We start from the raw sequence: 23,322 nt of genomic DNA on the forward strand, positions 1-23,322 counted from the left end.
AGAAAGACCTCACCTCAGGACTGGCTTGATGTGGTGTCCGAGGGGGGACTTGAACCCCCACGCCCGATAAAGGGCACTAGCACCTCAAGCTAGCGCGTCTGCCATTCCGCCACCCGGACAAGGTGTCTGCCGCGCGACCGGCTTCGACCGCGGCGACAGATCCACCATACCAAGCCGCACAGGGTGCTCCCGCCCGGTTCCGCGGCAGGGCGGAGCGCGACGGCCGGCCAACCGGACCAGCCACCCCCGGGCCGCGCCTCAGCGGGTCCGGAACTCCTCGGCCCGGTAGGAGCCCTCCTCCTGCACGAAGGAGCGCAGCACCCCGGAGAGCATGCCGGTGAGAAGTGCGATCACGGCCACCCGGCTGATGTCAGCCGCGGCGCTGCCCAGGTCCGGCGCGGACAGGACGGCCAGCGGGAGGAGTGCCGCCAGGCCTGCCGCAGTGAACACCAGGGCGGTGAAGCTCACGGCCGCCAGCAGGGTGGCGCCCGCGGAGAGCACGTTGGACGATGGGTACCTCACGGATCACCTCGCGTATGTGCCGCCGGGACAGAAGGTACGGGTGCACCTGCCGGTGCTTCGTCAAACGTGTCCGTGGCGATGCCGGTGCAGTCAGGGCGGACACCGAGAGTGGCGGCGGTCAGGCATCCGGGGCGAGCAGCCCGCGCTCCAGCGTGCGGATCACCCGCTCGGCCGCCTGGTGCTTGGACATGATCCCCTCACCGACCGCCTCCCAGCCGGCCGAGGTCAGATACCAGATCGTCCGGACGAACCAGTCCGCGTCGATTCCCCGGTCGAAGACACCCGCCTCCTGGCCGCGGAGGAACAGCGCGCCCACCGGGGCGTGCGCCGCTTCCCATTCGCCCTCCTGCCACTTGTCGTCGGGCAGTTGGGTCTCGCCGAAGAGGAAGTCCATCCGTGGCCCGAGGTCGAAGAAGGTGCGCACCAGGCGCCGGAAGGCCTCGGCGGGCGTGTCCTCGTCGAGCGCGGCGTCCACGAGCGCCTGTCGGGTCGCCAGCATGGCGTCGTCCGCCAGCGCGTCGACCAGTGCGCTCCGGTCGGCGAAGTACCGGTGCAGCGTGCTGCGGCTGACCTCGGCGGCCTCGGCGATCTCCCGGAGCGAGGCGGCACGGTCCTGCGCGTAGACGGTGATCGCGGCGTCCAGGATCGCCCGACGGGTGCGAGGGGTGGTGCCCGGGGTCGCCTCCGGCCGGGTGCGGGACGGAGACTCCGGTCGTGTCATGAGGAAAGGGTACGCACCGAATCACAGTGGAGCTACAACGTACGATCATGCGACACTGTGTCTCATGATGACAATGAAGCTGCGCCCGCCCAGGCATCGGATACAACGGCGGGCGATCGGCTGGTGGGTCACCCGTGGACTCTGCCTCCTGTTGCCGCTGGCCGGCGTACCGGCGCTCCTGTTCGGGTTCTGGGAAGCCTCCCGGCCGTGGACCGGACCGCTCCTCGTCGTGATCCTTGTCCTGGGGCTGCTCCACGCCGCGGTGGTGCCGGGCTGGCGGTACGCCGTGCACCGCTGGGAGGTGACGGAGGAGGCTGTCTACGCTTCCAGCGGATGGTTCGTGCGCCAGTGGCGGATCGCGCCGATATCCCGCATCCAGACCGTGGACACCACCCGCGGCCCCCTCGAACAGCTGATGGGTCTGGCGACACTGGTGGTCACCACCGCGTCCTCCAGCGGCGCGGTGTCCATCCACGGCCTCACTCCGGAGGACGCGGCCGAGGCCGCCGACCGGCTGACCGAGCTCACCCGGCGCACCCCGGGAGACGCCACATGACGATCGACGGTCTCGCGGAACAGGAGGAGTCCGCCCCGGCACCCGGCGGGGCCGAGGAAACACCGTGGCTGCGCCTCGACGCGAAGATGATCTGGGTGGACGCGCTGCGGGTGGTGCTCTCCCTCCTGCCCGCGGTGATCGCCGTGCTGGTGATCGACGGGGACCCGGCCCCCGCTGCGTTGGGGTCGGTCGGTGCGATCGCCGCCTGGGGCCTCGTCAATTCCATCGCCGACGTACTGCGCTGGGTGAAGACCCGCTACCGGATCACCGATGAGTACGTGGAACGGCGCACCGGTCTGTTCGTCAAGACCTACCGCTCGGTCGGACGGGACCGGATCCGCAGCGTGGATGCCGACGCCAAGCTGCTGCAGCGCCTCGCCGGTCTGCGCCGCGTCAGGATCGGAGCAGGCCAGGCCAACACCGCCATGGAGTCCGCGCTCGTGCTGGACGCGGTGTCCCGTGAGGCGGCCGACCGGCTGCGGCGTGACCTTCTCGGGACCGGCCAGGCACCCGCCGCAACCGTGGCAGCGGCCGGAGGAGCAGAGGAGAAGGACGGACCCACCGAGGACGCGACTCAGGTGTTCGCCCGGCTGCGCTGGTGGTGGGTCTTCTACAACATGTTTTCCGTCTGGGCGTACTTCATGGCGGCCGGTCTGCTCTGGGGCGCCTACTGGATGACCGCGATGTTCGGGCTCGACCCGGGCGGCTGGCTCAGTGGTCTGGCCGACTGGGACTCCCTGGGCCGGGGATGGACCCTCGCCCTCGCCCTGGTGGTCACCGGCCTGCTCGGCGTCATCGGCCTCGCGGGCAACTTTTTCACCGAGAACGCCCATTTTCGGCTGGAGCGCGTGCTGGGCGAGCACGGCACCGTCCTGCGCACGACCCAGGGTCTGTTCAAGACCCGGGAGGTGAACCGGGACGACAACCGGCTGCGCGGCGTCACGCTCAGCGAGCCGCTGCTGTGGCGCTGGATGCGCATGGTCGACACCACGGTCATCACCACCGGCCTGTCGATCTGGAACATGACCTCCACCATCCTGCCGCGTGGCCCGATGAGCGTCGCCCGTCCCGTCGTGGCCTCCGTGCTCGATGAGCCGGACAATCCGCTCGACGCGCCGCTGCGGCGGCACCCGCGCGCCGCGCTGCGTCGCCGGCTGCTGTGGGCCGGCCTGATCACCGGGGCCGCGAGCGGCCTGCTGGGGTGGCTCGGCGGGACCACCCCCCTCCCCGGCAACCTCTGGTGGATCACCGCGCTGGTGCTGTACCCCCTCACCCTCTGGCTCGCTTGGGTCGCTCACCGGGCACTCGGACACACGGTGGCCGGGAACTACCTGGTGATCCGGTCCGGAGCCGTCAACCGGGCCACCTCGGTACTGCGGCGCCAAGCCGTGAGCGGGGTGGAGGTGCGGCAGTCCCTGCTCCAGCGCCGCCTCGGTCTGGCCACTGTCTCGGTGACCACCGCCGCCGGCCACGGCCTCTACCGGGCCCCCGACGTAGCGGCGGGGGAAGCCCTCGACTTCGCCGAAGCGGCGCTGCCCGGCTATCTGGAGGCGTTCCGATTGCGGGACTGACCGCCGCGCGGCAGCCCTCCGCGCGCTCGGAGCGAAAAATATGCTGACGAACTCTCCCTTTCCTCAGATATCAGCGGATGATGGAGGTCAGACACCGCGAGGCAGCAGGGCAGCCGCCCCTGGCGAAGGAGGAGCCATGTCTCCGACCACTGGACTGCTCGCACGGCTCCCCCCTGACCACCGGGAGCGACTGCGGGATCTCGGCCGCGAAGTGGCCTTCCCGATCGAGGCCGAGATCTTCGCCGAGGGCGGCACGGCCGACCGCTTCTGGATCATCCGGACCGGATCGGTGACGCTGTGCGTCAACGTTCCCGGACGCCGTGTCCCCATCGAAACCCTCGGGCATGGGGAGCTCCTGGGCTGGTCATGGCTGTTCCCGCCCTATGTCTGGCACCTGGGTGCCGTGACGGGCAGCCCGGTGCGGGCCCTGGAGTTCGACGCCGGAGAGGTGCGTGAGCTCTGCCGGCAGGACTCCGTGCTCGGGCTGGCGCTCACCCACGCCTGCGCCGAAGCCATCTCCCAGCGGCTCCAGGAGGCCCGCGCCCGGCTCGCGGACGCCTACCGTGCGGGAGCGGCCCCCGTCTGGTAGCCGTCGGCCGGCGGGGACGGGAGAAGCGGGCGCGCTTCCGCGTGAGCCAGGGACGTCTCGACGTGGAAACACGCCAGGGCCGGGCACGGGGACGACCGTCCGCGCATGACGTGGAACAGTCAGTCCTTGTGCATCTTGTGGAAGTAGTGCAGCGTCGCCTGGCAGTAGGCCACCCGGGAGTCGAGGAGCCGGCTGTTCCAGCGATAGCCCGACCGCAGGTACCGGAAGTCGAGCGCATTGCCCACCAGCGGCAGGGCCCAGCGCCGGCGCCAGGTCACCCGTCGGGGGGTGCTCCACACCAGCAGTTCGCTCACCTCGCCGAACGACACCACCGTCACCAGCACGGAGCCGAGGAAGAAGAGCAGCCAGAACGGCAGGAGCAGGACGAAACCGACCCAGCCCGCCCACGTACCGCGGTGCCCGATGAACGGTGGACCGCCGTCGGAGGGGTCGATCCGCCAGTAGGCGCGCCGGCCGATCCGCCCGGGTGCCCGGGAGATCCGGCACAGCGGCACGCCCTGGCCGTCCGTGACCCGGAACGACCGTGGCTCGGCCACGCCGGGCTGCTCCGGGTGGACGGTGGCCACCGTCCTGCCGTCCGTGCCGTGCAGGACCAGTACGGGGTGCGCCGCCCCACCGCGGGCACGGGTCCGCTCCTCGACCTGGGCCACCGACACCTCCGGGAGGCCACCGGCACCGGAGCCGGCCAGGCCCGTCGAAGCCGGCCCGCGCTCCGGGCGGTCCTGAGCGAGCGCCGGGTCGTCGGGTTGGTAGAGCCGTACCCGGCCCGCGGCCTGCTCGGGCCCCTGCCGCTCGTCGGACAGGATCAGAAACTCCTCGCCCGCCGCCCACTCTCCCGATCGCATGCCCGTGGTACCGGTGATGTCCACGGCGAAACCTGTCGTCACAACCCGCTCCCGTTCGCCCGATGCACGTACCGGCCGATTGTCGCAAGAGCCCGCCCGGGCCGGAGCGGACCGGGGCACATACGCTCACTCCCATGACTCCTGGCGGTACGGACACAGTGCCGGAAACGCGGGCGGCCACCGGGGAGCGGGCAACTGCCTCCGTCGGGCCGATGCTGCGCGACTGGCGGCGGCGAGCCGGGGCCACCCAGCTCGACCTGGCGCTGCGAGCCGGCTCCTCGGCCCGGCACATCAGCTGCATCGAGACCGGTAGGGCCCGTCCCAGCCCCGAGATGGTCCTGCGGCTCGCGGAGCACCTTGAGGTGCCGGTGCGGGACCGCAACGTCCTGCTGGTGGCGGCGGGGCACGCCCCGCGATTCCCTGAGACCTCCCTGAGCGATCCGGAGATGACAGCGCTGCGCGACGGGCTGGACCGCCTGCTCGCCGGTTACGAGCCCTGGCCCGCGCTGGTACTGGACAGGTCCTACCAGGTGCAGGGTGCCAACGGCGGTATCCACATGCTGCTGGAGGGGGTTGCCCCGGAGCTGCTGGAACCACCGGTGAACGCCCTGCGGCTCACGCTTCATCCGCGGGGCCTCGCCCCGCGGATCCACAACTTCCTGGAATGGCGTGGTCATTTGCTGGACCAGGTGCGCCACCAGCTCACCCAGCCGCACGCCGGGCCGCTGCGCGAGCTCTACCAGGAGATCCGTTCCTACGCGCTGCCTCCGGGCGGCGAGGAGAGGACCGGCGAGCGGGGTTCACCGGCGCTGCCGCTGGTGATCGGTCACCGGGGACACCGCCTGTCGTTCCTGTCCGTCATCGCTACCTTCAACACCCCCCTTGATGTGACCGTCTCCGAGCTGGCGATCGAGACCTTCCTGCCCGCCGACCCGGAAACCACCCGTTACCTGCAGCGCGCCTGAGGCCGGTCCCCGCAGGGTACTGATCCTGTCGTTCCGCGGGCCGCCGGCCGAGGACGGACACCGGGAACGGCACGCCGCATCCGCGCAGCGGGACCCGGTCCGGAGGGAGAAGGCTGATGAGTGCGAACACCCGGGTCACCGTGGTGGGAGAGACCCTGGTCGACCTGTTGTGGCCGGCGGGCGCCCGGGAGGTGCGGGCGGTCGCCGGCGGCAGCCCGGCCAATGTGGCCGTCGGGCTGCACCGTCTGGGGCGTCCGGTCACCCTGGTCACCACCTGGGGCGACGACGCTCCGGGACGGTTCGTCGGTGCGCACCTGGCCGGCATCGGCGTGGACGTGCGCCGGGTCCCGGCAGGGGACCCCCGCACCACCGTCGCCCTGGCATCTCTGGACGCCGGCGGAGCGGCGGACTACGACTTCCTCACCCACTGGGATCCGCAGGAGCTGAACGTGCCCGCGGACACCGCGGTGCTGCACACCGGGTCCCTGGCCGTGGTGGTCGAGCCCGGAGCTGCCCGGGTGCTGGAGCTCTGTGAGCGGGAACGGGCACAGGGCCGGTCCGTCGCCGCGGACCTGAACGTCCGTCCGGCGGTCCAGCCGGACCCGGACGCCTACCGAACGGCGGCCGGCCGACTGGCCGCCGTGACGGAGGTGCTGAAGGCCAGCGACGAGGATCTGGCCTGGCTGTTCCCCGGCCTCGACCCTGCTGAGGCCGCCCGGTCACTGCTGGCGCGCGGGCCGCGGCTGGTCGTGGTGACCCTGGGCGCCGAGGGTGCGCTCGCCGTCACCGCCGGACACGATGTCCAGGTCAGGGCCCCGCACATCGACGTGGTGGACACCGTGGGGGCCGGCGACACCTTCCAGGCCGCCCTGCTGGACAGCCTCGCCGAGCGCGGCGGTCCGCCCTCGTCCCGCGACGGACTCGCCGCAACCCTGGCCCGCTGTGTCACCGCCGCCGCACTCAACTGCGCCCGCACCGGGGCCGACCCACCGACCCGCGCGGAACTGCAGGCGGCCGGAACCCGGCCCGGGGAGCCGGGGGAGACCCGCGCGCCCTCCTCCGGATGAGGCCCGGTCAGCTGTCGTCCGCGTCACCGTCGAGCCGGAACCCGACCTTCAGCCCCACCTGGTAGTGCTCGATCTCGCCGTTCTCGATGTTGCCGCGGACCTGCACCACTTCGAACCAGTCCAGGTGGCGCAGCGTTCGGGAGGCCCGGGAAATGCCGTTGCGGATCGCCGCGTCGACCCCTTCGTGCGACGTCCCGACGATCTCCGTCACTCGGTAGGTGTGTTCCGTCATGAGATTCTCCTGCTTCTGCTGGACCCTGCTCCTGCTGGATGCGGACGGCCTGTACTCCAGACTCCACCGTGCCCCAGACCCGGCACCGGCGCGAGCGCTGCGGGCCCGGCTGCCGTGGGCAGCGGACCCTGCCCACGGCAGCCGGCCCGTACCGTGCGGTCACTTCAACAACGGTCCGTAGTCCGGGTGCCGGGAGATCCAGTCCGCCACGAAGCCGCAGCTCGGCTTCACCTTCAGGCCGCGGTGCCAGGCGTCGTCGAGGGCGGCCCGAACCAGCTCACCGCCCACCCCGTGCTCCCGCTCGCGGCGGGAGACGAAGGTGTGGAGGTAGTCCGCCGTGTCCTCGGCGCGCCGGTACTCCAGGTACCCGACGAGCTTTCCGTCACTCAGGGCCTCGAAGCGGCTGCGGCCCTCCGCATCAATGATGTTGACGTCCGTTGTCATCGCTGCTCCACCCTTCCGGTCGGTCGCACGCGTAGGGGCAGCGTAAGCGGTCGCCGGGCCCGGACATCGCTGCGACATCGCCCTGCGGACGTCAGCTCGCGGCGAGGACCCGGAAGGTGATCCCCGCCTGCCGCAGCCGGTCGGACAGCCGCTCGCCCATCGCCACGGCTGTGGTCACCTGACCGGACGTGGCGGGCAGCTCGTCGAAGGCCAGGCACAGCGCCGACTCGGCCAGCATCTTCGCGGTTTCCTCGTAGCCCGGGTCACCGCCTGCCACCTCGGTCAGCACCCGGTGCCCACCGCCCTCGCCGGTGAAGCGGACGGAGAACCGGCTCCGCGCCCGCCGCTCCTGGTCCGGACCGGTGCCCGGCGCCAGCCGGCTGCCGGCCATGCGACGGGTCGCCGGATGCTGGGCGAGTGCGAAGAGCACGCCGGCGCCGGCGATTCCGCCCAGTGCCACCGGCAGCCCTCGCACGGCGGCGAAGTGGCTGTAGTGGAAGTCCGGTCCGTAGCGGTCGAGAGCGGCGGCCGAGCGGCCGACGATCTGCGGATCGAGGGTCGGCAGCGGTACGCCCCAGACCCCGAGCCCGGCATTGCGGTGCAGCCGGCCCGGCTCGGTGCGCACCGAGCGGTCCCCGGGCGGCGGGTCGGCCCGGCGGCGCTCCTTCGCGGTGCGGGCTGTCCGGGACGCCCGGGAGAATGCCGTCAGTGCCGATGCCAGGGTGCCGCCGGAGAGACCGCCCGAGGCCCGCACATAGCCGTCGATCCGCAGCGGCACCCCCTCGGGCAGCAGGCCCACGGTGTACCGCACGCCGAGATCGTGGGGTACGGAGTCGAAGCCGCAGGCGTGCACCAGCCGGGCCCCGGTGCGCACCGCCTGCTCGTGGTGGCGCAGATACATCAGATCGACGAACTCCGGTTCGCCGGTGATGTCGAGGTAGTCGGTGCCGGCTGCCGCGCACGCGGCCACCAGTGGGGTGCCGTACCGGATGTACGGTCCGACAGTGCTGGCGAGCACCCGGGTGCTGCCGGCCAGGGTGCGCAGCGAGGCGGGGTCCCCGGCGTCCGCCGCCAGCAGCGGCAGTTCGCGACAGCGCGGGTCGATGCGGGCCAGCCGGTCCCGCAGCCCGGCGAGCTTGCCGGTGTCGCGGCCGGCGAGGGCCCACCGGCAGTCCTGGGGGGCGTGCCGGGCCAGGTACTCGGCGGCCAGGGCGCCGGCGAAGCCGGTCGCCCCGAACAGCACGATGTCGTGGTTCCGGGGCAAGGGGACCTCCTGACGGTCGGGCGCCTCGGTGCGGCGCCGCGCGGTGCGGCCGGGCCGTTGTCGGTGGACACGGCTACCGTGAACGGCATGGTGGGACAGCGGAGCGTACAGCGGACGCGGGCGGTGCTGCGGGAGTTCGCCCTGGGGCTTCCCGGGGCGGTCGAGGAGTTTCCCTGGGGTGAGGGCGTCATCAAGGTGAACAAGAAGATCTTCGTTTTCCTGGGGGCGGAGGACGGCCACGGAGGGTCAGCCGCCGTGACCGTCAAGCTCCGGGACGAGACTACTCACGCGCACGCGCTGTCGCTGCCCGGCGCGCGGCCCGCCGGCTACGGCCTGGGCCGGGCAGGCTGGGTGCGGGTCCCGCTCGCGCCCGGGGCGCCGCCCGCGGAGCTGCTCTGTGACTGGGCGGAGGAGAGCTACCGGGCGGTGGCCCCGGCCCGGCTGGTGGCCGAGCTCGACGCGGCGTGAGCCCGCAGGAGGGCGTCCGCCAGCAGGTACTGGGCCGCGAGGTAGGTGAGCATGATCCAGAATCCGGGCGCCGGGAGCTGCGGCCAGTCGGCCATCCGGGCCGCGATCAGTGTGTCGGAGAGCAGGAAGAGCGCACCTCCGAGCCCTGCTCGCAGCCCGGCACCGGCCAGTGCGGCACAGGCCATCACGGCCAGCAGCAGGCTGTAGCCGGCCACCGGGATCCGCAGTTCCGGGTCGAGCCCGGGCCAGAGCAGCACAACCACCACGGCGGTCACCAGACCGTAGCCGACGGCGAGCAGGGCTGTCCGCCGAACGTCGAAGCTGCCGAGGCGGCGGAACAGCGTCAGATAACACAGGTGGCCGACTCCGAAGGAGGCCATGCCGAGGAGGAAGAGCAGGTCCGCACCGGTCTGCAGCAGCACGTCACCGCCCCAGCCGAACAGCAGCGCGACCACCAGCAGACGGGGCCCGCGGCAGGCCAGCACCCAGAGAGCCAGGGCGGGCATCAGCAAGGGCTTGGTGAGGTACTGGAGCAGCTCGAGTCCGGCCAGGTGGGCGGCCAGGTGGGTCACGGCGAGCACCGCGAAGACGAGACGCGGACGAGGGCCGTGCGGGGAGGCCGTCATCGAGCGGCCTGCGAAGCGTGCGGTGCGTCCACGGGACGCTTCTCCGCGAGGGTGCCGCCCGGCTGCCAGCCGGGGTTGCGCAGCAGGTAGCCGACGCGTTCGCGCCAGGTCCCCGCCGCGCTCAGGTCCCGGGCGATCGCGACGTACTCATGGGTGGCGACCCGCAGCGGATTGTGTGTGTCGATGTTCTTCGTGAGCCCGTAGACGCACGGCTCGGTCTCGGGAGCGAAGGTGCCGAACATCCGGTCCCAGACGATGAAGATGCCTCCGAAGTTGCGGTCCAGGTAGCTGCCTTGGGAGGCGTGGTGCACCCGGTGGTGGGAAGCTGTGTTGAAGACGAACTCCACTGGGCGGGGGAGCTTTCCGACCCTCTCGGTGTGCACCCAGAACTGGTAGACCAGGTTCGCGGAGGAGAGGAAGGCCAGCGTGGCGGGATGCACGCCCGCCGCCACCAGCGGCAGGTAGAACGGCCACCCCGTCAGGGAGGTCCAGGGCTGCCGGAGCGCGGTGGTGAGGTTGAACCTGCGGCTGGAATGGTGCACCACGTGGCAGGCCCACAGGATCCGGATGACGTGGTGTCCCCGGTGGGACCAGTAGTAGAAGAAGTCGTGCGCCACGACCAGGAGCAGCACGGTCCACCACAGGACCGGGATGTTCAGCGGCGTCAGCTCGTACACCGCGACATAGACGGCCACGATGGGGATCTTCCACAGCAGGTCGAAAACGAGGCTGCCGAGCCCCATCGTCAGGCTGGTCGTGGCGTCCTTCCTCTCGTAGCCGGCGGCGTCCTCGTCAGGATGCAGCCGGTAGCTGACCATCTCGACAACGGTCAGCAGCACGAAGGCGGGTATGGCCCACAGCACGACGTCGGGCAGGTTCGGCATGCCCGCACCATAAGAGCTGACCGGGGCGTTGACCAGATGCTGTTACCGATGAGTTTACCGGCGAGTACGCGAAGGCCGGCCGCTCACGTCAGCGCGGCCAGCGCGCGGTCCACGTCCGCGACCGTGTTGTACAGGTGGAAGGAGATCCGCAGATCCCCACCGCGCACGGAGGCCCTGACGCCGGCCTGCTCCAGCCGGCGCACGGCGTCGCCGCCGCCCGGCAACGAGACGATGGGGGAGTCGGCGGGCACGGGGGGCAGCCCCCGTTCGGTGGCCCCGGCGCGGAACCGCCCGGCCAGCGCCCGGTCGTGGGCGCCGATCCTCTCGACGCCGATCTCCTCGATCAGCGCCAGGGACGGTGCGGCACCGATGTACGGCAGATAGGGCGCCGCCTCGTCGTACCGCCGGGCACTGCTCGCCGTCCTGCGCACCGGTCCGTAGCAGCTGTCCCACGGGTTTTCCCCGGCCAGCCAGCCGGCGTGCAGCGGACGCAGCCCGCCGCCGTCCGGCGGCACGGTGAGGAAGGAGGTACCGCGCGGCCCCAGCAGCCACTTGTACGCGCCGCACACGGTGTAGTCGAAGTCTGCGGCGGACACCGGCAGCCAGCCCGCAGCCTGGGTGGCGTCCAGCAGGGTGCGGGCACCGTGCCGCCGCGCCGCGGCACGGATCCCGGCCAGGTCGGCGACGCGCCCGTCCAGGGACTGCACGGCGGAGAACGCCACCAGCGCGGTCTCCGGGCGAACGGAATCCGCGAGCCGCTCCAGCGGGACCTGGCGCAGGCTCAGATCACCGCGCTGATCGAAGGGGGTGACCACGGAGCTGAACTCGTTCTCCGGAACCAGCACCTCGGCTCCGGCGGGCAGCGCACCGGCGATCAGGGCGCAGTGCACGGCGACGGAGCTTCCGGTGGCCACCTGTTCCGCGGGTACCCCGACCAGGCGGGCGAAGGCGGACCGCGCGCTCTCGATGGTGCGCAGGTACGCGGCATGGTCGAGGGTACCGGTGGCCATCTCCGTGACCGCGGTGCCGAGAGCCGCCGAGGAACGTGCGGGAAGCAGCCCGTGCGCCGCGGTGTTCAGGTAGGTCGTGCCGAGGGCGTATTCGCTGCTCACCAAAGTCTCCACGGTCGCAGTCTCGCCCTCCGCGCGGACCGCGTCCAGGAAATTTCGCGCCGGTCGGTGCCTGGCCCCGCCCGCGTTCCGCCGCCGGGACCCGATGGGCACTCCCGGCGGGCGCCCCGGATGGTTAAGGTGTGCCCGTCCGGGAGCCTGAGTTCGCATGGGGAGGGAGCACCGACTGTGCGGCGACTTCACGAGGTTCGCCCGGTGCGGCATGCGGCGGCCGCCGCCGTGCTGGCGGTTGTGCTGCTGTCGGCCTGCGCCCCGGGCGGCGGCCAGGAGGACCCGCAGCCGCCCGGGGACCGGGAGCAGGCGCCGTCGGCACGCGAGAACGCCGAGCCCTCCGCCGACCCCGGAGCCGCCCCGGAGCCGCGGCGGACGCCGGGCGGCTCCGCGGAGGCCCTCGAACTGGCCCGCGCGGTCTCAGCCGCGCCGGGCGACTTCGGTGATGATTTCGTCCCCCAGGAGCCCTACGAGTCGGACCCGGCGCAGTGGGCCGTCCTGGACGAGGAGTGCGTGTGGCGCCGTGAGCCGCTGCCGGAGCCGGTGCTCGCCGCCCTCACCCGGCACGCGGAACGGCCCGCCGAGAACCCGGAGGCCGGGCCGCTGCAGGTGATGTCCTCCGTCACCGTGCACGACAGCGACCGGTCCGCCGACGCACGCATGGCGGGCACCCTGGAAGAGGTGCTGCGCTGCCCCGAGCAGCGACTGCGCCCCGACGAGCGGGTCCACGGCCTGGAGTCCGCCGGCTCGCCGGGCGACCGGGAACGGCTGCGCGCGGACGATCATGTCCACGAGGTCGGCCTGTTCGTGAGCGACACCCATGGCGGCCCGCACCCGTATCTCTGGATGGTGTCCCGGGTCGGGCCCGTCACTGTCGCCCTGTCGGTGAAGGGCTCGGCGGAGTACGCGGACCAGGAGGAGCTGAGGGAGATCGCCGCCCCGGTCCTGACCCGCCTGCAGGCGGGCATAGAGGAGGCCCTCCGGTGAGCCGGCCCGGCGACCGGTGGGGGCGGCCCTGATGGCCTCGGCCGAGTACGGACACGATCCCGGGAACGAGCCCGGCCGGGTCGCGGGGTACCGGGTCCTGCGACGGCTGGGGGAGGACGTTCCGGCCGTGCGGTACCTGGCAGGTTCTCCCGGGGGCGCTCAGGTGGTCATGACCGTGATCCGGGAGGCGTACGCCGGGCAGCCGGCGTTCCGTGCCGCCTTCACCCGGGACATGGCCACCGTCCGGGGTCTCTACCACCGGCTGGTCGTCCCCGTCCTCGCGGCGGACTGCTCGGACTCCGGCACCTGGCTCGCGACGCCGTATCTCCCGGTACCGACGCTGGCCGAGGCGCTGGAGGAACACGGCCGGCTTCCGCGGCGCAGCGTGCAGCTGCTCGGTGCCCTGCTCGCCGAGGCGCTGGAGGCAGTGCACGCGACCGGCCTGGTGCACGGCAACCTGACACCCGGCCAGGTGCTGCTCACCCCCGACGGGCCGCGGCTGGCCGGTCTCGGCACCGCACCCGCGCTCGCGGCGGTGGCGCCCTGCCGGGAGACCGGCTCGCCCGGCTTCCTGGCCCCGGAGCAGGAGGCCGGGGGCAGCGCGGGTGCCGGCCCGGCCGGGGACATTTTCTCGCTGGGCTGCGTCCTGGCTCTCGCCGCGTCCGGCCGCCCGCCGTTCGGCGGCGGTTCCGTGGAGCAGGTGCTGCACCGTACCGAGCACGCCCCCGCCGATCTCGCGGATGTGCCGCGCATCCTGCTGGAGGTGGTGGAGGCATGCCTCAGCAGGGACGTCGACACACGGCCCACCGCCACCGATCTGTGGCGTGAGCTGGGTCCGGTCGAGGAGCCCGGGTCCGGGTGGCTGCCCGAGCCGGTCAGCCGGATGGTGGCGGAGCGCCGTGCGGCCGGGGACCACCCGCCGGCCGTGGGGCGGGCCCGGCACGCCCGGTCCCCGGCCGCCGCCCCGCCCGCTCCCTCCCGGCGGCGCATCCTCGGTATCACCGGTGCGGCGGGGATGCTGGCCGTCGGGGGAGGAGTGACCGCGTGGGCGCTGTCCCGGCCCGGAGCGGACTCCGTCCCGGCAGGCCCGGGGCAGCGTTACTTTCTGGGACTGCATGCCGACCTCACCGGCCCGCTCGCGCGGTACGGCCGGGCCCAGGAACGCGGTGCGACGCTGGCGGTCGCGGAATTCGCCCATGCCGGTGACCTGCCGTACGAGGTGGTGCTGAGGGTGCTGGACGACGGCGGTGACCCGGCGCGGGCAGCCGGCATCGCCGAGGAATTGGCCGCCGACTCCTCGGTGCTGGCCGTCATCGGCCCCACCTCCGACGAGGCAGCCCGGGCGGCGGCCGGGGTGTACGAAGCCCATGCGCTGCCCTGGCTCCCGCTGTCCCCCGGCGAGTTCCTGGCGGAGGCGGACCCGGCGGAACACCGCTCACTGCTGCCCGCCCGGCCGCCGGCCGGACAGCAGGGCCAGGCCATCTGCCGCCACTTGGAGGAGGAACTGCAGGCCGGCCGGATAGGACTGGTGGACGACCGGACGGCCGGCACCTACAGCTGGGAGGTGACCCGGGCCCTGACCGCAACCCTGGACCGGGGGCGCACGCAGCTGGTGCCCCGGGTCGTCCCGCACGGTACCGAGGACTTCGGCCCCGTCGTCCGTCACTTCCTCGACGAGGAGGTCGACGCGGTTGTCTACGGGGGCGGCCTCCCGGGTGCCGCGGGGCTCGCCGGCTCGTTGCACGAGGCGGGTTTCACCGGCCCGCGGTGCGCTGCCGACGCGGCTCTCCGGCCGGAATTCCTGGAGCGGGCCGGGGTGGCGGCGGACGGCTGGCTGTTCACCGCGCCCTTCACCGACCCGGTGCACGAGGTGCGGGCGGCGGGCTTCGGGTCGGTCTTCCGCAGCCGGTTCGGTGAGGCGGCGGAGCCCTACGCGGTCGAGGCGTACGACGCGGCCCGTCTGCTGGCCCGGACGGTGCGGAAGATGCACGGTGTGGGAGTGCCGAGCCGGCCGGAGGCGGCGCGACGGCTGCGTGGTGTCCGGTACCGGGGAGTGGCCGGGGAGCTGGTCCTCGCCGGGGATGCCGGGGACGCCCGGGACGGGCTGTACCTGTACCGCGTCGAACAGGGTGTGTTCCGCTACCGGGGACCCGCACCGGCCGGCGAACGGTGACCGGGGCGGCCGTCACCCGACCGGGACCGGGCGCGCGCTGCGGGCGGAGTCCCGGCTTCCGGCGATCATGCTCGGCGCGCACACCCGGAGCGGGGGCGGGCCGGGTCCCGGGTAAACCGTTGCCCTCCGGACCCGGCGCCCGCGGTACTCCTGCGTCTACGATGACGTGAGTGCTCGGGGCGTGCCCGCCGATGCCGTGCCGGCAGGCGGTGGCCGCGCTCCCCGTTCCGACCTGAGAGGCCGCCATGCCGAAGTGTCCGCAGTGCGGGGACCAGAGCCAGCCGGATCCGGAGAACGGGTGGCTCTTCTGCTTCCGCTGCGGGCACTGCTTCGCGCCCCGGCGGCAGCCGGTCTGCCGCGATCTCGAGCCCTGGCGCAGCCGGGCGGCGCAGAGCCTGCGCCGCACCCGCGGGGACTGACCTCCGCGCCCCACGGGCCGGTGGTGCCTCATCGGGTTCGGCCGGCGCTGTGAGTCCTGTCACCCCTCCGTCCCCGGGCGTGCCGCTTCGTCCGTGCGGTAGCGCGGCCGTTCTCCCGCCCGCGCCTCCGTGGTCGGGACACTCCGCGGCAGCGGGTCCGCTCCCGCCTGCGTGTCCACATCCCCGACGCAGACGTTCCGCTCCGGCCCGTCGCCGGGTACGGAGGGCTACCCTTGTAAAAAATGAAACACGTTCTTAGGATCCCGGGGTGGGCACAGAAGCCGGCCGGCCGGGAAACGGGGTGTCAGCGGAGAAGCAGGACGCGGGCATCGGTCCCGGGCCGGCGGCCGTGAGCCCCGCGTGCTCCTGGCGCACGGCTCGCTCTTCCTTTCGCAGCGCCCCGCCCGCACGGCCGGGGGGTGCCGCCCTGGCGGCTCCGGAACGTGCTCCTCCCGCGGGCCGCTGCCCGGCCGATGCCTCCCGCGCCGACGGCGCACCGGCACGTCACCGCTCCACCGCACTGCAGGACCCGGCCGAACCTGAAGGAAGGGCTCACCGTGAGTACCGAAGCCTATGTCTATGACGCCATCCGCACCCCCCGCGGGCGCGGAAAGGCGAACGGTGCGCTGCACGGCACCAAGCCGATCGACCTGGTCGTGGGGCTGATCGATGAGCTGCGCCGCCGGTTCCCGGACCTGGACCCGGCCGCGATCGACGACATCGTGCTCGGGGTGGTCTCCCCGGTCGGTGATCAGGGCTCGGACATCGCCAAGATCGCGGCGATCGCCGCAGGGCTGCCGGACAGTGTGGCGGGTGTGCAGGAGAACCGCTTCTGCGCCTCCGGACTGGAGGCCGTCAACCTGGCCGCCGCCAAGATCCGCTCCGGGTGGGAGGACCTGGTGCTGGCCGGCGGGGTCGAGTCGATGTCGCGGGTCCCGATCGGCTCGGACGGCGGCGCCTGGGCGATGGACCCGATGACCAGCTACGAGACGGGTTTCGTTCCGCAAGGAATCGGTGCCGACCTGATCGCGACGCTGGGTGGTTTCACCCGCCGGCACGTGGACGAGTACGCGGCTCTCTCCCAGGAGCGGGCCGCCGAGGCATGGAAGGAGGGCCGCTTCGCCCGATCCGTGGTGCCGGTTCGGGACCGGGCCGGGCTGACGGTGCTGGACCACGACGAGCACATCCGGCCCGGCACGACGGCCGACTCCCTGGGCGCGCTCAAGCCGTCCTTCGCCAAGCTGGGCGAGGCCGGCGGCTTCGACGCGGTGGCCCTGCAGAAGTACCACTGGGTGGAGAGCATCGACCACGTCCACCACGCGGGCAACTCCTCCGGCCTGGTGGACGGCTCCGCACTGGTGGCGGTCGGCAACCGCGAGGTGGGTGAACGCTACGGGCTCACCCCGCGCGCGCGGATCGTCTCGGCCGCCGTCACCGGCTCGGAGCCGACGATCATGCTCACCGGCCCGGCACCCGCCACCCGCAAGGCGCTGGCCAAGGCAGGGCTGACCATTGGCGACATCGATCTGGTGGAGATCAACGAGGCGTTCGCCGCGGTCGTGCTGCGCTTCGTCGAGGACATGGGTCTGGACATGGAAAAGGTCAACGTCAACGGCGGGGCGATCGCGATGGGCCATCCGCTGGGCGCCACCGGGGCCATGATCCTGGGCACCCTCATCGACGAGCTGGAACGCCGTGACCAGCGCTTCGGCCTGGCCACCCTGTGTGTCGGCGGCGGGATGGGCATCGCCACCGTCGTCGAGCGTCTGTAGCCCCGCCCTTCCCGCCGAGCCCGACCTCACTCTTCCGGAGACCGACACACATGCCTGAGCCCACGACGATCCGCTGGGACCGTGACGCGGACGACATCATCACCCTCACCCTCGACGATCCCCGGCAGTCCGCGAACACCATGAACGCGGCCTTCAGGTCCTCGCTCGAGGCGGTCGCGGACCGCCTCGAGGAGGAGCGGGACTCCGTGCGGGGGGTCATCGTCACCTCCGCGAAGAAGACGTTCTTCGCCGGCGGAGACCTGAACAACCTCATCCGCCTCACACCCGACCGGGCCCAGCAGGTCTTCGACACCGGAATGGCCCTCAAGCGCGATCTCCGCCGGATCGAGACACTCGGCAAGCCCGTGGTCGCGGCCGTGAACGGCACGGCCCTGGGCGGCGGCCTGGAGATCGCCCTCGCCTGCCACCACCGGATCGTCCTCGACGCCCCGGGCTGCCGGCTCGGCCTGCCCGAGGTGACCCTCGGTCTGCTTCCCGGCAGTGGCGGCGTCGCCCGTACGGTCCGCCTGCTCGGCGTCACCGACGCCCTGCTGAACGTTCTCCTCCAGGGACAGCGGCACACTCCCGCCCGGGCCCGGGAGCTCGGCCTGGTGCACGAGGTCGTCACCGACAACGCGGAACTGCTGCGCGCGGCCCGCGCCTTCATCGACGCCCACCCGGAGTCCCGGCAGCCGTGGGACACCCCCGGACACCGCATCCCCGGCGGCACCCCGGCCGACCCGAGGTTCGCCGCAGACCTCCCCGCCTTCCCCGCCAACCTGCGCAAGCAGCTGCAGGGCGCCCCTTACCCGGCACCCCGCAACATCCTTGCCGCGGCCGTCGAGGGCGCCCAGGTCGATTTCGGCACCGCGCAGGTCATCGAGGCCCGCCACTTCACCGAGCTGGTCACCGGCCGGACCGCGAAGAACATGATCCAGGCCTTTTTCTTCGACCTCCAGGCCGTCAACTCCGGGGCCTCCAGGCCGTCCGGGCCGAAGGAGCGCCGGGCTGTCCGGGTCGCCGTCCTCGGAGCCGGGATGATGGGTGCGGGCATCGCCTACTCCTGTGCCCGGGCCGGTCTTGACGTTGTGCTGAAGGACGTCTCGCAGGAGGCTGCGGAGAAGGGCAAGGCCTACTCCGCGGGACTGCTCGGTAAGGCGCTGGCCAAGGGGCGCACCACGGCGGAGAAGCGGGACGCGCTGCTCGGCCGGATCACGCCGACCTCCGACCCGCAGGACCTCGCCGGCTGTGATGTCGTCATCGAGGCGGTCTTCGAGGACCCGGCCGTCAAGCACAAGGTCTTCCAGGAGATCGAGGGGATCGTCGCCCCCGACGCCCTGCTGTGCTCCAACACCTCCACGCTGCCGATCACGATGCTCGCGGAGGGAGTCCGGCGCGGGGAGGACTTCGTCGGGCTGCACTTCTTCTCACCGGTCGACAAAATGCCGCTGGTGGAGATCATCCGGGGAGCCGACACCGGGGACGAGGCGCTTGCCCGGGCCTTCGACCTGGTCCGCCTCATGAACAAGACACCCATCGTGGTCAACGACTCCCGTGGCTTCTTCACCTCCCGGGTCATCGGCCACTTCATCAACGAGGGCCTGTCCCTCGTCGGCGAGGGGGTCGACCCGGCCTCCGTGGAGCAGGCCGCAGCCCAGGCCGGCTACCCCGCGAAGGTGCTCTCCCTCGTCGACGAGCTGACGCTCACGCTGCCCCGGCGCATCCGGCAGGAAGGCAGGGCCGCGGTGGAGGCGGCGGGCGGCACCTGGCGCAGCCACCCGGGGGAGACGGTCCTGGACCGGATGGTCGAGGAGTTCGGCCGCACCGGCCGGAGCGCGGGAGCGGGGTTCTACGACTACGCCGACGGCAGGCGGGCCGGACTGTGGCCCGGCCTGCGGGTCCACTTCACCTCGCCGGACGCCGACGTGCCGCTGATCGACATGCAGGAACGGATGCTGTTCGCGGAGTCGCTGGAGACGGTCCGGCTCCTGGAGGAGGGCGTACTGACCTCGGTCGCCGACGCGAACATCGGTTCGCTCCTGGGCATCGGGTTCCCCGGCTGGACGGGTGGTGTCCTGCAGTTCATCAACGGGTACCGGGGTGGGCTGCCCGGCTTCACCGACCGGGCGGCGGAGCTCGCCGCCCGGTACGGCGACCGCTTCTCCCCGCCCTCGCTGCTGGTCGCCAAGGCGCAGCGGGGGGAGACCTTCACCGACGGCTGAGCCGTCGCCGTCCGGCCGGGCCGGCCGGGCCTCCCGCTCCGGCGTCAGGCCCGGCCGGGCCCGCGACCACCGCGCGGCCCGGCCACCGGCAAAGCGTGGCAACGCCGGACGTGGCCTTGCGGTCACTCGTAGCATCAACGGGTGAGCATCGGGTTGGCAGAAGAACTCGTGGCCATGGCCGAGGCGGGCCGGGCGGCCCTGCCATGTGCGAACAGCTGCCATGTGGAGGAGCAGCTGGCCTGGCGGCTGCTGTCCGCGCGGAACGGCGACCGGTTGCGGCAGATCATGAACGAGTACGGCTGGCCCACCTTCGACATGGTCGGCGAGGAGGCCGCCCGCAGCGCCTGGCTGATCGCCCAGCACGCGGACCGCCAGCTCGAGGTGCAGCGGCAGGCCCTGAACCTGATGGAGCAGGCCGTGACGATCGGCCAGGCCCACCCCCGGGACCTGGCGTTCCTGCGGGACCGGGTGCTGGTGAACGAAGGCCACAAGCAGCTGTACGGCACTCAGATCGCGGACGTGGAGGACGGCATCCCGATTCCCTGGCCCTGCCAGGACCCCAGCCGCGTGGACCAGCTCCGGGCCGAGGTGGGGATCGCCCCCTTCGCCGACTGCGCCGGCCGGTTCCTCACCGGCTGACCGACGCGTCCCCGGTCCCGGCCGGATGTGTCCGGGTTCACCTGCTCAGGGGAACGCCAGTGTATCGATCCGTTTGCGTTTCGCAGAGAGGGCGGTCTACTCTCGACGAGTACGGAACCGTTTCGCTCGACGGGAGACCGGGATGACAGGACAGCCCGCCACTGCGGCACCGCGGCCCAGTGGCCGGACCAAGCTGACCCCGGAGCGGGAACAGGAGCTCTACGAAGCCGTCCTCGATCTGCTGCGGGAACGCGGGTACGACGCCCTGACGATGGATGCGGTCGCGGTCCGCACCAAGTCGAGCAAGGCCACCTTGTACCGCCAGTGGGGGACCAAGCTCCAACTGGTCGTCTCCGCGATGCGCCACACCAAGCGGGTCTCGCTCGGCGACATCGACACCGGCTCCCTCGTCGGGGATCTCCGCGAAATGGCGCGCCGGGTCGGCGACGAGGCCGGGGACGACACGGCGCTGCTGCACGCGCTGAGCCATGCCGGGCAGCGCGATGCCGACATCCGGCTGGCGATGCGCGAGGTCCTGCTCGAGCCCGAGATCGAGGTGCTCAACACCGCGCTGCGCCGCGGTATGGAGCGCGGTGAGCTGGCACCCGGCAACCCTGCCGTCGAGTTCCTGGTGCACGCCTTCATGGGCGCACTCGTGACCCGGCCGATGCTCGAGGACCGGTATGCCGACGCCGAGTATCTGAACCGTTTCCTCGACGCCGTCATCCTTCCGGCCCTTCGGCGGGAGCCGGGCAGCCGAGCGGGCTGACCCTCCCCGCCCCTTCCTCCCTCCCGATCCGCCCGGTGGCCGCCGCCACCGGTACGGCACCCCCTTGCCCGGAACCGCCGAGATCTCTGACAGGAGTCCTCCCCTCCATGGCGACATATCTCTACCGACTAGGACGCTTCTCGTACGGGAGGCGCCGCCTCATCGCCCTGATATGGGTGGTGCTGCTCGGACTCGCGGGCACCGGCGTGATGGTCGGCAACTCCCAGCCCACGAGCGAGATCTCCATCCCCGGCACCGAGTCCCAGGAGGCGTTCGACCTGCTCGCCGAGCGGTTCCCCGGCTCAGGAGCGGACGGCGCCACCGCACGGGTGGTGTTCCGGGCCCCCGACGGTGAGCAGGTCACCGACCCCGACCACCAGGGAACCGTCGAGCAGGTCGTCGCCGAGCTGGCCGCCGGCTCCGACCAGGTCGCGGCGGTCGCCGGCCCCTTCGAATCCCAGGCGGTCAGCCAGGACGGGACCACCGCCTACGCCCAGGTCTCCTACCTCGTCAGCGGCACCGAACTGGACGACGCCGACCGGGACGCGCTGGAGGCCGCCGCGGAGACCGGCCGGGAAGCCGGCCTGACCGTGGAGATCGGCGGCGACGCACTCTTCCAGGTGCCGCACACCGGTATCGCCGAGGTCATCGGCATCGCGGTCGCCGCCCTGGTGCTCGCCGTCACCCTCGGCTCCCTGGTGGCCGCCGGCCTGCCCCTGCTCACCGCGCTCATCGGGGTCGGCATCAGCGTCGCCACCATCACCGCGCTCAGCGGTCCCCTGGAGCTCGACAGCACCACTCCCATCCTGGCCATGATGCTGGGACTCGCGGTCGGCATCGACTACGCCCTCTTCATCGTCTCCCGCTACCGCGCGGAACTCGCGGACGGCCACGACCGCCGGGAAGCGGTCGGAAGGGCCACCGGTACCGCCGGTTCCGCGGTGGTCTTCGCCGGTCTGACCGTCATCATCGCGCTCGTCGGCCTGGCGGTGGTGAACATCCCCCTCCTCACCAGGATGGGTCTGGCCGCCGCGAGCGCCGTCGCCGTCGCCGTACTGATCGCGGTCACCATGATCCCCGCCCTGCTGGGCTTCGCCGGGGACCGGGTACTGGGCCGCCGGGACCGCCGGACCGTCGAAGGCGCCGCGGCGGGCAGCGACCGTCCGAACATGGGCACCCGCTGGGCCCGGTTCGTCCTGCGCCGGCCGGTGGCCGTACTGCTCACCGCCGTGGTCGCGCTCGGCGTGGTGGCGATCCCCGCCACTCAGCTCGAACTCGGGCTGCCCGACGACGGCTCCGAGCCCACGTCCACCACCCAGCGCCAGGCCTACGACCTGCTGGCCGACTCCTTCGGGCCCGGCTTCAACGGCCCCCTCCTGGTGACCGTGGACGCTGCCGAGGGGGACCCGCAGCAGGCCGCCGACCGGATCACCGAGGCCGTCTCCGAGCTCGGAAACGTCGCCGCGGTCACTCCCGCCACGGTGAACGAGCCGGGTGACGCCGCCCTCCTCACGGTGATTCCGCAGTCCCAGCCGAGCAGCACCGAGACCGAGGACCTGGTGGACGGGATCCGCGAGGCAGCCCGGCAGATCGAGGCCGAGACCGGCTCCGTGGTCCTCGTCACCGGCCAGACGGCAATGGGCATCGATGTCTCCCAGAAGCTCTCCGACGCGCTCGCCCCGTACCTGGCGGTCGTCGTGGGACTGGCGTTCGTCCTGCTGATGCTCGTCTTCCGGTCCGTCCTGGTGCCGCTCAAGGCCGCGCTCGGATTCCTGCTCTCCGTTTTCGCCGCTCTGGGAGCAGTCGTCGCCGTCTTCCAGTGGGGCTGGCTGGCCGGTCTCCTCGGCGTGGAGACCACGGGGCCGGTGATGAGCCTGATGCCGATCTTCCTCATCGGTGTCGTCTTCGGTCTGGCCATGGACTACGAGGTGTTCCTGGTGACCCGGATGCGGGAGGCCTACGTCCACGGGGAGGAGCCCGACCAGGCGGTGGTCACCGGCTTCACGTACGGTGCCCGGGTGGTGACCGCGGCCGCGATCATCATGATCAGTGTCTTCGCCGGATTCGTCAGTGCCACCGAACCCATGGTCAAGATGATCGGATTCGGCCTGGCCGTCGCCGTCTTCTTCGACGCCTTCGTCGTCCGGATGGTGATCGTCCCGGCGGTCCTTGCGCTGCTCGGCCATTCCGCCTGGTGGCTGCCCCGCCGGCTCGACCGCCTCCTGCCCGAGGTCGACGTCGAGGGAGAGAAGCTGCAGCGGCGCCTGACCGCCCCCGCGGACACCGGGACGCGGGAACCCGCGGACAGCCGAAGCTGACCGCCGGGCACTCCGGGGGACGTCCGGCGCCGCACCGGCGTCCCCGGGGGTGCCTGCCCTGCGGCAGGCGCCCGGCGTGCCTGACCCCTCCGCTGTCCGGGCCTCCTGCCACAATGCAGTCCGCGGC

The 23,322-nt window shown here is 72.2% G+C and carries 22 protein-coding genes and 1 tRNA gene; 13 read left to right on the forward strand and 10 right to left on the reverse strand.

The window, feature by feature from the left end; all coding sequences use genetic code 11:
• Window positions 1–31 precede the first annotated feature (31 nt).
• The 3 genes from PJ985_RS19510 to PJ985_RS19520 form a co-directional block, all read right to left on the reverse strand.
• Window positions 32–119: transfer RNA gene (locus tag PJ985_RS19510), tRNA-Leu, on the reverse strand.
• Between the two features lie 139 nt (window positions 120–258).
• A complete protein-coding gene (locus PJ985_RS19515; protein WP_271685148.1) occupies window positions 259–522 on the reverse strand; it encodes a hypothetical protein in 264 nt (87 codons plus the stop codon).
• Window positions 523–640: 118 nt separating this feature from the next.
• Window positions 641–1,243, reverse strand: coding sequence for a TetR/AcrR family transcriptional regulator (locus PJ985_RS19520; protein WP_271685149.1), 603 nt, complete (start codon window positions 1,241–1,243; stop codon window positions 641–643).
• A 64-nt stretch (window positions 1,244–1,307) separates the two neighbouring features.
• On the opposite strand from PJ985_RS19520, the gene PJ985_RS19525 reads away from it, so the two are divergent.
• From PJ985_RS19525 to PJ985_RS19535, 3 genes are all read left to right on the forward strand, one after another.
• The gene (locus PJ985_RS19525; protein WP_271685150.1) at window positions 1,308–1,799 is read left to right on the forward strand and encodes a PH domain-containing protein; all 492 of its coding nucleotides are present in this window, start codon (window positions 1,308–1,310) and stop codon (window positions 1,797–1,799) included.
• Window positions 1,796–3,370: a PH domain-containing protein gene (locus PJ985_RS19530; protein WP_271685151.1), complete on the forward strand. Its 1,575-nt coding sequence runs from the start codon at window positions 1,796–1,798 to the stop codon at window positions 3,368–3,370. Before PJ985_RS19525 ends, PJ985_RS19530 begins: the two co-directional genes overlap by 4 nt.
• 136 nt (window positions 3,371–3,506) lie before the next feature.
• Window positions 3,507–3,959 (forward strand): Crp/Fnr family transcriptional regulator, encoded by a 453-nt coding sequence (locus PJ985_RS19535; RefSeq protein WP_271685152.1) that lies wholly within the window; start codon window positions 3,507–3,509, stop codon window positions 3,957–3,959.
• 119 nt (window positions 3,960–4,078) lie between these two features.
• Here PJ985_RS19535 and PJ985_RS19540 read toward each other — a convergent pair whose 3' ends face one another.
• A complete protein-coding gene (locus tag PJ985_RS19540) occupies window positions 4,079–4,867 on the reverse strand; it encodes a hypothetical protein (protein WP_271685153.1) in 789 nt (262 codons plus the stop codon).
• 92 nt (window positions 4,868–4,959) lie between these two features.
• Between PJ985_RS19540 and PJ985_RS19545 the strand changes: the two genes are divergently transcribed.
• Together PJ985_RS19545 and PJ985_RS19550 are read left to right on the forward strand one after the other, a co-directional pair.
• Window positions 4,960–5,790 carry a helix-turn-helix domain-containing protein gene (locus PJ985_RS19545; protein ID WP_443033533.1) on the forward strand — a complete coding sequence of 277 codons (831 nt, stop codon included), beginning with the start codon at window positions 4,960–4,962 and terminating at the stop codon, window positions 5,788–5,790.
• Window positions 5,791–5,906: 116 nt separating this feature from the next.
• The gene (locus PJ985_RS19550; protein WP_271685154.1) at window positions 5,907–6,857 is read left to right on the forward strand and encodes a carbohydrate kinase family protein; all 951 of its coding nucleotides are present in this window, start codon (window positions 5,907–5,909) and stop codon (window positions 6,855–6,857) included.
• Window positions 6,858–6,864: 7 nt separating this feature from the next.
• Here the strand turns inward: PJ985_RS19550 and PJ985_RS19555 are convergent, their stop codons facing one another.
• The 3 genes from PJ985_RS19555 to PJ985_RS19565 form a co-directional block, all read right to left on the reverse strand.
• Window positions 6,865–7,089 carry a dodecin gene (locus tag PJ985_RS19555; protein WP_271685155.1) on the reverse strand — a complete coding sequence of 75 codons (225 nt, stop codon included), beginning with the start codon at window positions 7,087–7,089 and terminating at the stop codon, window positions 6,865–6,867.
• 159 nt (window positions 7,090–7,248) lie between these two features.
• The gene (locus PJ985_RS19560; RefSeq protein ID WP_271685156.1) at window positions 7,249–7,533 is read right to left on the reverse strand and encodes a GNAT family N-acetyltransferase; all 285 of its coding nucleotides are present in this window, start codon (window positions 7,531–7,533) and stop codon (window positions 7,249–7,251) included.
• A 91-nt stretch (window positions 7,534–7,624) separates the two neighbouring features.
• The gene (locus PJ985_RS19565) at window positions 7,625–8,797 is read right to left on the reverse strand and encodes a saccharopine dehydrogenase family protein (RefSeq protein WP_271685157.1); all 1,173 of its coding nucleotides are present in this window, start codon (window positions 8,795–8,797) and stop codon (window positions 7,625–7,627) included.
• An 87-nt stretch (window positions 8,798–8,884) separates the two neighbouring features.
• On the opposite strand from PJ985_RS19565, the gene PJ985_RS19570 reads away from it, so the two are divergent.
• On the forward strand, window positions 8,885–9,265 hold the full coding sequence (locus PJ985_RS19570; RefSeq protein WP_271685158.1) for an MmcQ/YjbR family DNA-binding protein: 381 nt from the start codon (window positions 8,885–8,887) through the stop codon (window positions 9,263–9,265).
• Here PJ985_RS19570 and PJ985_RS19575 read toward each other — a convergent pair.
• From PJ985_RS19575 to PJ985_RS19585, 3 genes are all read right to left on the reverse strand, one after another.
• A complete protein-coding gene (locus tag PJ985_RS19575) occupies window positions 9,214–9,891 on the reverse strand; it encodes a lysoplasmalogenase (protein ID WP_271685159.1) in 678 nt (225 codons plus the stop codon). The two genes, PJ985_RS19570 and PJ985_RS19575, sit on opposite strands and share 52 nt — an antisense overlap.
• On the reverse strand, window positions 9,888–10,775 hold the full coding sequence (locus PJ985_RS19580; RefSeq protein WP_271685160.1) for a sterol desaturase family protein: 888 nt from the start codon (window positions 10,773–10,775) through the stop codon (window positions 9,888–9,890). Before PJ985_RS19580 ends, PJ985_RS19575 begins: the two co-directional genes overlap by 4 nt.
• Before the next feature lie 83 nt (window positions 10,776–10,858).
• On the reverse strand, window positions 10,859–11,887 hold the full coding sequence (locus PJ985_RS19585; protein ID WP_271685161.1) for an aminotransferase class V-fold PLP-dependent enzyme: 1,029 nt from the start codon (window positions 11,885–11,887) through the stop codon (window positions 10,859–10,861).
• A gap of 213 nt (window positions 11,888–12,100) precedes the next feature.
• On the opposite strand from PJ985_RS19585, the gene PJ985_RS19590 reads away from it, so the two are divergent.
• The 7 genes from PJ985_RS19590 to PJ985_RS19620 all read left to right on the forward strand — a co-directional run bounded on the left by PJ985_RS19590 (window position 12,101) and on the right by PJ985_RS19620 (window position 23,195).
• On the forward strand, window positions 12,101–12,883 hold the full coding sequence (locus PJ985_RS19590) for a hypothetical protein (RefSeq protein ID WP_271685162.1): 783 nt from the start codon (window positions 12,101–12,103) through the stop codon (window positions 12,881–12,883).
• Between the two features lie 31 nt (window positions 12,884–12,914).
• Window positions 12,915–15,056 carry an ABC transporter substrate-binding protein gene (locus PJ985_RS19595; protein WP_271685163.1) on the forward strand — a complete coding sequence of 714 codons (2,142 nt, stop codon included), beginning with the start codon at window positions 12,915–12,917 and terminating at the stop codon, window positions 15,054–15,056.
• Window positions 15,057–16,032: 976 nt separating this feature from the next.
• Window positions 16,033–17,247, forward strand: a complete 1,215-nt coding sequence (locus tag PJ985_RS19600; protein WP_271685164.1) for an acetyl-CoA C-acetyltransferase — start codon at window positions 16,033–16,035, stop codon at window positions 17,245–17,247.
• A 50-nt stretch (window positions 17,248–17,297) separates the two neighbouring features.
• Window positions 17,298–19,469: a 3-hydroxyacyl-CoA dehydrogenase NAD-binding domain-containing protein gene (locus PJ985_RS19605; RefSeq protein WP_271685165.1), complete on the forward strand. Its 2,172-nt coding sequence runs from the start codon at window positions 17,298–17,300 to the stop codon at window positions 19,467–19,469.
• A 174-nt stretch (window positions 19,470–19,643) separates the two neighbouring features.
• Window positions 19,644–20,108 carry a DUF6624 domain-containing protein gene (locus tag PJ985_RS19610; RefSeq protein ID WP_271685249.1) on the forward strand — a complete coding sequence of 155 codons (465 nt, stop codon included), beginning with the start codon at window positions 19,644–19,646 and terminating at the stop codon, window positions 20,106–20,108.
• Between the two features lie 142 nt (window positions 20,109–20,250).
• Window positions 20,251–20,877 (forward strand): TetR/AcrR family transcriptional regulator, encoded by a 627-nt coding sequence (locus PJ985_RS19615; RefSeq protein WP_271685166.1) that lies wholly within the window; start codon window positions 20,251–20,253, stop codon window positions 20,875–20,877.
• A 107-nt stretch (window positions 20,878–20,984) separates the two neighbouring features.
• Window positions 20,985–23,195: an MMPL family transporter gene (locus PJ985_RS19620; protein ID WP_271685167.1), complete on the forward strand. Its 2,211-nt coding sequence runs from the start codon at window positions 20,985–20,987 to the stop codon at window positions 23,193–23,195.
• Window positions 23,196–23,322 lie beyond the last annotated feature (127 nt).

Source organism: Streptomyces sp. ACA25, from assembly GCF_028200735.1.
GTDB lineage: Bacteria > Actinomycetota > Actinomycetes > Streptomycetales > Streptomycetaceae > Streptomyces.